Annotated in this window: 9 protein-coding genes; 8 read left to right on the forward strand and 1 reads right to left on the reverse strand. The window is 54.7% G+C overall.

From position 1 onward, the window contains the following. Nucleotides 1–24 precede the first annotated feature (24 nt). Nucleotides 25–1140 carry an ABC transporter substrate-binding protein gene (locus F3J37_RS25830; RefSeq protein WP_034828068.1) on the reverse strand — a complete coding sequence of 372 codons (1116 nt, stop codon included), beginning with the start codon at nt 1138–1140 and terminating at the stop codon, nt 25–27. A 287-nt stretch (nt 1141–1427) separates the two neighbouring features. Between F3J37_RS25830 and F3J37_RS25835 the strand changes: the two genes are divergently transcribed. The 8 genes from F3J37_RS25835 to F3J37_RS25865 form a co-directional block, all read left to right on the forward strand. Continuing rightward, the gene (locus tag F3J37_RS25835) at nt 1428–2195 is read left to right on the forward strand and encodes an HpcH/HpaI aldolase family protein (RefSeq protein ID WP_034828071.1); all 768 of its coding nucleotides are present in this window, start codon (nt 1428–1430) and stop codon (nt 2193–2195) included. A gap of 32 nt (nt 2196–2227) precedes the next feature. Beyond that, entirely contained in the window at nt 2228–3394 is a 1167-nt protein-coding gene (locus F3J37_RS25840) for an ATP-grasp domain-containing protein (RefSeq protein ID WP_034828073.1), read from the forward strand. Further along, the gene (locus F3J37_RS25845) at nt 3394–5106 is read left to right on the forward strand and encodes an IucA/IucC family protein (protein ID WP_034828075.1); all 1713 of its coding nucleotides are present in this window, start codon (nt 3394–3396) and stop codon (nt 5104–5106) included. The genes F3J37_RS25840 and F3J37_RS25845 overlap by 1 nt, the downstream gene beginning before the upstream one ends. Beyond that, nucleotides 5106–6263, forward strand: a complete 1158-nt coding sequence (locus F3J37_RS25850) for an MFS transporter (protein ID WP_166936496.1) — start codon at nt 5106–5108, stop codon at nt 6261–6263. The genes F3J37_RS25845 and F3J37_RS25850 overlap by 1 nt, the downstream gene beginning before the upstream one ends. Continuing rightward, on the forward strand, nt 6238–7995 hold the full coding sequence (locus F3J37_RS25855) for an IucA/IucC family protein (RefSeq protein WP_034830864.1): 1758 nt from the start codon (nt 6238–6240) through the stop codon (nt 7993–7995). The genes F3J37_RS25850 and F3J37_RS25855 overlap by 26 nt, the downstream gene beginning before the upstream one ends. Then, nucleotides 7992–8294, forward strand: a complete 303-nt coding sequence (locus F3J37_RS28250) for a hypothetical protein (protein WP_240154175.1) — start codon at nt 7992–7994, stop codon at nt 8292–8294. Before F3J37_RS25855 ends, F3J37_RS28250 begins: the two co-directional genes overlap by 4 nt. Beyond that, nucleotides 8194–9174, forward strand: coding sequence for a type III PLP-dependent enzyme (locus tag F3J37_RS25860; RefSeq protein WP_240154176.1), 981 nt, complete (start codon nt 8194–8196; stop codon nt 9172–9174). Before F3J37_RS28250 ends, F3J37_RS25860 begins: the two co-directional genes overlap by 101 nt. Nucleotides 9175–9606: 432 nt before the next feature. After that, on the forward strand, nt 9607–9731 hold a 125-nt coding region (locus tag F3J37_RS25865), incomplete at its 3' end, for a transposase (RefSeq protein WP_166936498.1).

Genomic DNA, 9731 nt, shown 5'->3' on the forward strand with positions numbered 1-9731 from the left:
CGTTCATCAGAGCGGGCTCTTTTATCATGGCTGGACGTAAAAAAGTCCGCTGTAAGGCATTCCGGTAAAATCGCGATACAGCGATTCTAAATCCGCTTGAGGATCGACATCAGTGAATTGCTGCGGATGAAACAACTTAGCCATTGCCTCCAGCGCCACAACGTTAAAGGGACTGTCGTAAAACTGGTGATAAATCGCCATCACGCGGCCAGATTTTGCTACGGGCAGCACACTGATACTGTCCCGCTGCATCAGCTTTTCGAGCTTTGGTAAGGTACTGGATCGTGTCGCTTCATAGCCCAGAGGTACTGCCTGAGATGTGCCTCCGCGCCTGCTCCAGTCGGCCCCGCTCATCAGATACACATCCGGTCGCGCCACAATCAGCAGCTCAGGACTGATATCGGCTCCCTGCGGCGGCACCTTGTCCGCCATCAGATTACGCCCGCCCGCTTCGGGTATGAATTCTCCAAAACTGTCACGGCCAAATACTGAACAACAGTTCATGCCTGTCATCCCGGCATGATTTTCAAACACCACCCCCGGCCAGTTACTCTTCGGGATCGTCGCGACACGCTGGCGTGTTTGGTCGAGAAGCTGATTCCAGCGCTGAATAAACCGCCCGGCATTCTGCTGCTCTCCGGTTACCGCCCCCAGCAGTTTCATGCTCACAGGCGTGTGGGTCAGCGGCTGCTGACGGAAGTCGATAAACACCACCGGAATGCCGCTTTTCTCAAGCAAATCCAGTGTCCCCTCGCTTTTCAGTTTCGCCAGTATTCCCGTATCGAAAACGATCAGGTCAGGCTTAAGCATCGTCGCTTGTTCAACGTTAAAACTGCTGCGGTAAGGATTGATGAATACAGGAATGGAAGACAGCGACGGGTATTGCTGCGAAAAATACCGCCCCATATCCGGCGCGCGGGTCTGAAGCGAATCATCCCAGCCAGCGATCCCCTTAAGCGCATTCCCTGGATGCAGCAGACTCATTGCTAACAGCATGCGACTGTCCGCCAGGATGATGCGCGTTGCGGGTGTGTTAACCATGACCTGCCGACCGGCGAGATCGGTCACGGTGACAGATTGAGCGACAGCCGCCCACGAACACATTAAGGCAGTTAAACCCAGTATCCACTGGCCTTTCATCTTATCGATTTCCTTACAGAAACGTCTGATTGCTAAATCCAAGTTAAGTATTAACTGGGATGCATTACAGCTGAAAATTACGACACCTGACACAGAATATTACTAAATTGATCACAATATCAAAGATATATCATGGATATGATTTGTGAAAAGCATTCAGGTTACTTCCATTTCATAACTATCACTCAGTGAATATATTTAACCATCTTGTTTAAATCATTTGAAAAACTTAAGGCCAAACGTAATGATAATGTAAATGATAATTATTACTAATACAGGTATTGGCTATGATTTCGCTTGCACTACCCGCTGAGCGTTCCAGGTCAGGAAATGGACTTTTTGGCATCCTGAATTCCGTTCCCCACCCCACCCTGGTGGAGATGATCGCTATCGCAGGTTATGACTTTGTGATCCTCGATCTGGAGCATCTCCCTCACAACGAAACGCTGCTCTGTCAGTGCATACAACTGGCGCAGTTGAATGGTTGCACGCCGCTCGTACGCCTCACCTGCGATGATATTCCACGGGCCGGACGCATTCTGGATATGGGGGCTCACGGCATCGTCCTGTCACGCGCAGAAAGTGCAGAGCAAATCATCTCGCTGCGCAATGCAATGTTCTTCCCTCCGGTGGGTACGCGCGGCATCACCGGCGGCAGCGTAACCGGCTTCGGGACGCTGCCACTCGGAGACTACATCCGCCAGGCCAATGAAAAGTTATGGCTGGTGCCCATGATTGAAACACCGTCGGGTATCCAGGCCATTGATGCCATGCTTCGCGTGCCAGAAGTCACTATGGTGATGGAAGGCGCGCTGGATCTGGCCATGAGCATGCAGCTTGGTCCACAACCCGCACACCCCAGGGTTGAATCAGAAATCCGCCACCTTGCCGATCGCTGCAGGAACGCAGGAATCCCCTTCTGTGCGAATCCCCGTACACCCGAGCAACAGCAATACTGGCAAAGCCATGACATAACACACTGGCTGTGTGGTGAAGATCGTGGCTTCTTTTTCCGTACGCTGAAACAGCGGCTGACAGACATCCAGTCTCTTTAACGTATCCAACTCCAAACCAAACAGGTAAACACATGCTTAACCACAAGCCCTATGTGATAGTCAGTCACGTCGTTAACGCGGCCGTGACCGAAGGTTTTATCCCTGCAGCGCAGCAGTTGGGATATCAGGTCATCCTGCTGACCGACCATGCCATGGCGCACAACGGCGTTGTTGATGAGAGTGTCCGGGTGATCGAATGCGAGGTATTCAACCCCCTGTCGATTCTCGACACCCTCACCGAATGGGGTATTACCCCTGCTGCGCTGTTCTCCAACAGCGATCATCTGCAAACCGCCACCGCCATTGCCGCTACCGCACTTGGCCTGCCTGCGAAGAACTGGGAAATCTGCTATGCCGCTAAAGAAAAATGGCGCATGCGCCAGCGCCTGGCGTCAAAGGGGCAGCCTTCGGTCTGGTCTTCTCAACTGCTGCCTGATGCGGAGGCGGGCACCGACTGGCCCTGGCCGGTCGTCATCAAGCCCGGCCAGGGCGTGGCATCGATGGATGTCCGGTTAATCGAAGATCACAGCACCTGTCAGCACTATCTCGCCTCCCTGCCCGTTCGCCAGACGTTGCTGGTTGAAGCTTTTATGCAGGGTCCGCTGTTTACGCTGGAAACGCTCGGCGACGGTACTGAACTGGTGGCGATTGGTGGCTTCGATGTTGAGTTGTCCGCGCCACCCCATTTTGTGGAAATGAGCGCGCGTTGGGGAGGGGAACACAGCACCCGCTGGAAACAGCAGGCTCTGGCGCAACTCCAAGAGTTTGGCGTGGGTTTTGGTGTGTGTCACAGCGAGTTTATTGTCACCGAAAGCGGCCCCATCCTTGTGGAAATTAATTACCGCAGCATCGGCGATGGCCGTGAGTTCCTTCTGGATCGTCTGCTGCCGGAAGGGTGGTTTACGCCTATTCTGCGCCTGCATCTTGGTGAACCCCTTCCCCCGGTGAAACCCGCTCAGGGCGAGGCACTCATTCATTATCTGGTGGCAGGCCAGAGCGGCACGTTGCACACCCCGCCGCAACCCGCGAGTGCACCGGGCCTGCAGTACCGTCCGCTTAAAACCACCGGTGACCGCATTGAGTTGACGCACTCCAATAAGGATTATCTCGGTGTGCTGTACCTGGAAGCCAGCAACGATACACAGCTCACGCAGCTCACTGACCGCACGCTCGCGGCGCTGAAGTGGGAGATCGTCTGATGAATCAGAATGACTACATTACTCTTCGCATCATCAACGCGTGCCTGCGCGAAAACGTCAGCGGCTTGATTAGCCAGGGCCACATATCCCTGGAAAATAATCACCACTGGCTGAACTGGCAGTCGTCCCGTCAGCTATTGCGTCTGGAAGTTCACGCCTGTGATTACATGCAGCCGTGGCAGGCATTCTCCCCGGTTTGGCAGGTTAAGACAGCACAGGGATGGCAGACACAGTCTGGATATGAAAACTGGCTGGCAGCGCTGATGCCTGACCAGGATCCGGAAACCCGCGAACTTTTTGCCACCTATAAGGAAGAAGCAGACAGCGCGGTCATACAGGGTGAACTCTGTGCAACCGCCTTTACACAGCAGCGGACGTCACTGCTGCGAACTCCGGGTGAAATGAACTGGGGCGAGCGCCTGCGTCACGCCGACCAGCTGGCGAGTTTCCTGGATCATCCCTACTACCCAACGGCACGCGCCAAGTTTGGCTTCAGCGATGCTGACCTGCGCCAGTACGCGCCGGAATTTTGCCAGCCGTTTCGGCTACGTTGGCTTGCCGTGCCGCGACAGTCCCTGACGCTGACCGCCCCGCAAGCACGGCCTGTCTGGTGGCCGTTGCCGTCACAGGTGGGCCTGAGCGATGATCAGTACCACCAGCATGAATTAATCCCGGTACATCCGCTCACCCTGAGCCAGCTATATGATCTTCCTGAGGGGGCGGCCGTTGCACCTGGCGCCTGGCTCAGGGTGTATCCCACTTTATCAGTGCGTACCGTACAGCTCGCCGATTACCCGGATCAGCATCTTAAAGTTCCCCTGACCATGCGCACGTTAGGGCAGAAAAATGTCCGCCTGATCAAACCTTCAACTCTGTATGACGGTCAGTGGTTTGCCGAGGTGCTTGCCACGGTGGGGGAAGCGGACAGCGTGCTGCGCGGTAAATACCGGCATGTCGATGAGAGCTTCTGTGGTCACGTAGCGGAAGAAAAGCAGCTGGCCTTTTTGTTACGCCGCTACGCCGCACCCCGTCCAGGTGAAACCCTGCTTCCGGTTGCGGCTTTGGGCAGCAAGCTGCCGGATGGTCGCTTCTATCTGGCTTCATTTCTTGAACAACCCGGCATGCCTGATGCGGCCGGCTGGTGGCACGAATACTGTCAGCTGATGGCGGATGTTCACCTGACCCTGTGGCTGCGCTATGGCGTTGCTCTGGAATCAAATCAGCAGAATGCCGTGCTCAGCCTGACGCCCGGCGAGAAATTGACGCTGGTGATGAAAGACAACGATGCCGCACGCATTTTACCGGAACGGTTCAAAGCGGCCTGCCCCCAGCTGGCAGAGCGCCTTTCTGCTCTGCGCGATCCGCGCATCTGTGTGGCGGAGGAAGCCGCGCTGGCCCAGATGTTTATTACCATTACCCTGCAGCTTTGTCTGGCGGCGGTGCTGGAGAGCCTTGCCGCAGGGGGACTTATTGAGCGTAAAGCCAGTTATCAGACTTTACGCGATGCGCTTGAGCAGAGTCTGAGCCGCCTTGAAAACGAAGGTGTGGATACCGGCTTTGCGCGCCAGCAGCTGTTTGATTCCCCCACGCAGCCCGTTAAATACCTGCTTCTGAGCGGCAGCCTGCTCAGCAAACAGGCTTCCGGTGCTGCAGATATCAACAAGTTCTACGGTCAGAGTGGTCCCAACTTCCTGCAAAGAGGCGAAAGCTGATGCGCAGTACTTTGCCGGTTGTTATGGCATGCCACTTTCTGGCGGCTTTCACCGTACTGGGTGTTCCGCTCTATCTGCCACGGCTGCTGACCTCATTCGGCCTCTCTGAGCGCAGTCTGTGGGCCGGGGTGCTGTTCAGCCTGCCGGCGGTGATGACGGCGCTCTCCTCCGCGTGGTGGGGCCGATTTGCCGATCGCTTTGGCCGGCGGTTATCATTACAGCGGGCGCTAACAGGACTGACTCTGGCCTTTGTCCTGGCGGGCGTATCGCCTTCATTGCCCTGGCTGATTGTCGCACTGGCATTGCAGGGAGTCGCGGGGGGAACGCTGGCAGCAGCCAATGGTTATCTTTCTCTCCACCTGCGTGGCGAGGATCTGGCCAAAGCACTTAACTGGACGCAGTCATCTGCAAGACTGGCGCTCCTGAGCGCACCGCCGCTCATGGGCGCAATACTGATGTGGCAGCCCGACATTGGCCACCATTTGTGGCTGGGCCTGGCTGTTTTGCCGCTGTGCGGTTTAGTGGTCAGCCTCCGATTAACGCCCGACCCCGTTACTGAATCTCCAGCGCCTGAGACAAAGCACAGGCAAGTGAAAACCACTTTTCCCCATCTGTGGGTGATTCAGTTCCTGTTTAATTTTGCGATGGTGGTGACGTTCCCCTACTTCCTGCCCTATGCCGCACACTGGCTGCATTCAGACGTCCTCATTGGCGTGTTATACAGCTGGCCGCATCTGATCTACCTGCTGCTGTTGCCTCTCTGGCATCGGCTCACAGGGCGCAGTGTCTATTTTGTTCCCGGCATGTTGCTGATGGCACTGGCGGCATTGTGGCATATGCAACTTAACGCAACACCCGCGCTGCTGGTGGCCCGCACTTTGTTTGGTTGCGGCATGCTGCTGGCATACAGCGGCGCCAATCAGATGCTGAGCGACAGCATTCGCCAGCACAGCGCCGGCAAGCAGTTTGGGCAGATTGATGCCGCGGGCAAATGGGCTGGCGTTGCGGCCGGCGTGGCTGCTGGCTGGCTGGTTACGCATTGCTCATTACAGGCGCCATTCCTTGCGTCTGCGCTGGCAGCCTCCGGCGCCATCGCACTTTTTATTTTCTCTCCCTTACGAGGATCAGGTTATGTCCGTATCACTCGCCGTTCGTAAAAATCCCTTACTGGCCCCCAAAGTCAGCCTCGAAAGAGAGCAGGCAGAATTTGCAGGCCTGACTGCTCTGCTGAACTGCTATATCCGGGAATTTGCCCGTCCGGCTGGACGTGTTAAGCAAGTACAGCAGGGTAATATTCCTCTGTCGCTCGCCAGCCGCATGGTCACCGGGAACGTCATTTTGCTGGAGATGGGTAGCGATGGCAGCACGCTGTTCGCTATCCGTGCTTCATGCTGGAGTTTGCTGGACCGTGGCGATTATATCGGCACGCCGTTCATCAAACAGTTTGGCCGCCCATGGCGGGCCGTCCGCTGCAGCGAAGCAATGGCACTGCTCGTCAGTGATATGGTGAATCAGACCGGTCAGATGCCGGATCTGGAATTACTCGACCAGATTGAAAACAGCGTCCAGGTAGCGGCCTCTTTCCTGGAGCGCCTGCCGCAACGTACCAGGGAACATAGCTACATTCAAAGTGAAGAGAGCCTGCTCTGGGGCCATCCGATGCATCCCAGCCCGAAAAGTCGTCAGGGGGTCGCGCCAGATGCGCTACTGGCCTGCTCACCGGAGGTGGCCGCGCGCTTTCCGCTGTTCTGGTTCCGCATTGATCCCTCACTGTTGCTGGTACGGGGCATCGCCCCGGTTAAGGCGATGCTGGATACTCTTAACGGCGAGCACAGTTATCCCTGTCATCCCTGGGAAGCCCGTCACATCATGCAGTCACCACTTTATTCACGAGCAGTAAAAGCAGGAATCATTACCCCTCTGGGACTGACAGGTGCAGAATTTGCGGCAACCTCTTCAGTGCGTACACTGTATCGAGCCGATCTGCCCTATTACCTTAAATGCTCCATTCATGTCCGGCTTACCAACTGTGTCCGAAAGAATGCCTGGTATGAACTGGAAAGCGCTGTGGCACTCAATACCCTGCTGGAAAGTCACTTTTCGCGTCTTGAACGACAGGTGCCAGGTTTCCACATCATGCGCGAGCCCGCTGCCAGCAGCCTGGATTTCTCATCCGTGGCCGAGCCCAGTGAAATGGACGAAGTGCGCCATCTACAGGAGTGCTTTGGCATTCTCTACCGCGAAAACCTGACTGACGAACAGCCGTGGCTGGCCGCATCATTATTTGCACTGGACCATCATGGCAACAGCCCTTTGCAACCGTTGATCCACCAGCTCAGCGCCGCACAGGGAATTTCAACACATCAGGCCAGTTTGCTGTGGATCAATAGCTACCTGTCAGTACTGCTGCCCGGCGTGCTGGACGCCTTTTACACCGAAGGATTAGTGTTTGAGCCACACCTGCAAAATGTGCTGGTTTCCTTTGAAAACCATCTGCCAACTCAAATCTGGGTACGCGATCTTGAGGGCACTAAACTCACGACTGAACGTTGGTCGGCCAATGACCTGGCGATGATGTCCGAGCGTGCCCGGCAGTCCGTCTGGTATAGCCGTGAACAGGGCTGGCGTCGCGTGGCCTACTGCCTGCTTATCAATCATCTATCTGAGGTGCTGTTCCGTCTCGCAGATAGCGATCAGATGCTGGAACAACAGCTTTGGGATGCACTGGCTGTGCAGCTGAGTCGCTGGCATCACCAGCCGGAGATCGCCGCTATTCTCGCTGGAGGTGCAATTCCATCGAAAAACAACCTGAAAACCCGACTGCTACAGAAAGCCGATAAGCACGCAGATTACACCATGATGCAGCATCCAATGAGGAGCGCCCAGTGACTCCGAAAGTCAAAGAAACATTGCAGCTCTTGCAGCAGCAACGCGCAGAGCCGTTTTGTGCTTATGTGTATGACCTCGATGCGCTACGCCAGCACATCCGCTACATGCATGATGCATTGCCATCAGGTTGTGAACTCTACTACGCCGCGAAAGCCAACCCTGAAGCGCCGATACTCCATACCCTTTACGACCATGTTGATGGCTTTGAAGCGGCATCCGGTGGCGAACTCACCTGGTTACGTGAGCAGGTGCCCGGCAAGCCGCATATTTTTCGGCGGGCCTGGCAAATTACAGAGTGAACTGCAACATGCAGTGCAACTCGGCGTGGAAGTTTTGCATGTCGAAAGTTTAACGGAATTGCGTCGCATACAGGCTATTGCGCTTGAACAAAATAAAACTATCTCTGTGCTGCTGCGGATAAATATTGCGCTGGAAGGGCTTACCGGCACGCGACTGATGATGGGAGGCAAGCCGACACCATTTGGCCTGGATGAGCAGGAGTTACCCGCAGCCCTGCGCGAGATCGCCGCCTCTCCGCAGATACAGCTCAGGGGTTTTCACTTCCATCTTATGTCCCACCAGCTGGATGTAGATAATCATCTGACTTTGATCCGTATGTATCTGGACAAGGTTCAAGGCTGGTGCAAAAGCTGGTCGCTTGAGATAGACCTGATCAATGTCGGCGGCGGGATCGGTATTAACTACCTTGAACCACAGCATCACTTTGACTGGACATCATTTTGTCAGCGTCTGCCAGACTTAACGCAATTCAGCCAGTCTCAGGGCTGGACGCTTCGATTTGAGTGCGGTCGCTATATCGCTGCAGCCTGCGGCTATTACGTGATGGAGGTGCTGGACGTCAAAAAGAATCTGGGCGAATGGTTTGCAATAGGTCGTGGCGGTACTCACCACTTCCGCACCCCTGCCGCGCAAAGCCACAACCATCCTTTTAGTGTGCTAAGGCGTGAACAAAACGCATCATGGATAAACGATCAACGGGTCACACTGGTCGGACAGCTTTGTACACCCAAAGATGTACTGGCACGTCAGCAAGTTATATCCGCACTGGCACCCGGTGACTGGCTGGTCTTTGAACTCGCAGGGGCTTATGCATGGAACATTTCACACCAGAACTTCCTGATGCACTCCCCGCCTGAATTTATCTGGCTGGAACATTAATTAGAAGTTTCACGAAGAAAGTTGATCTCACCTCTGGTGGCTCAATAAGCTACCAGAGGATCGCCGGTGGCGATCATGAAACAGAACTACGCCAACTTTACAGAGGTATCGTGAGGTTAATGTACTAAGTTTAGTCCAGACAGATACAGCGTGGACGCTGATCCATGAAAGTCTGCAGTGTGCTAGGATAGGACATTCCTAACCACACAGTGTGTTACTCTGCGGTTAGTAGACGCTGGGAGGTTCGAATGCTTTATGGCTGTATGAATAATACAAAATGTAATGAGATCAGATTGGCAATGATTGCAATGGAATCTCCTCCTTTGTGGATAATCACTTATTTCAATGGTTATCAATCCGAGGTTGATGTGAATAGCCACGGGTTTAACAGACACCTCTGAGTCATTTATGATGACTTAAAGAGAGGTGCCCATGAGCGGTAAGCGTTATCCTGCAGAGTTTAAAATTGAAGCAGTCAAACAGGTTGTTGAGCGTGGTCATTCTGTTTCCAGCGTTGCAACACGTCTCGATATCACCACCCACAGCCTTTACGCCTG

The sequence above is a fragment of the Candidatus Pantoea communis genome (assembly GCF_011752685.1).
GTDB classification, from domain to species: domain Bacteria; phylum Pseudomonadota; class Gammaproteobacteria; order Enterobacterales; family Enterobacteriaceae; genus Pantoea; species Pantoea communis.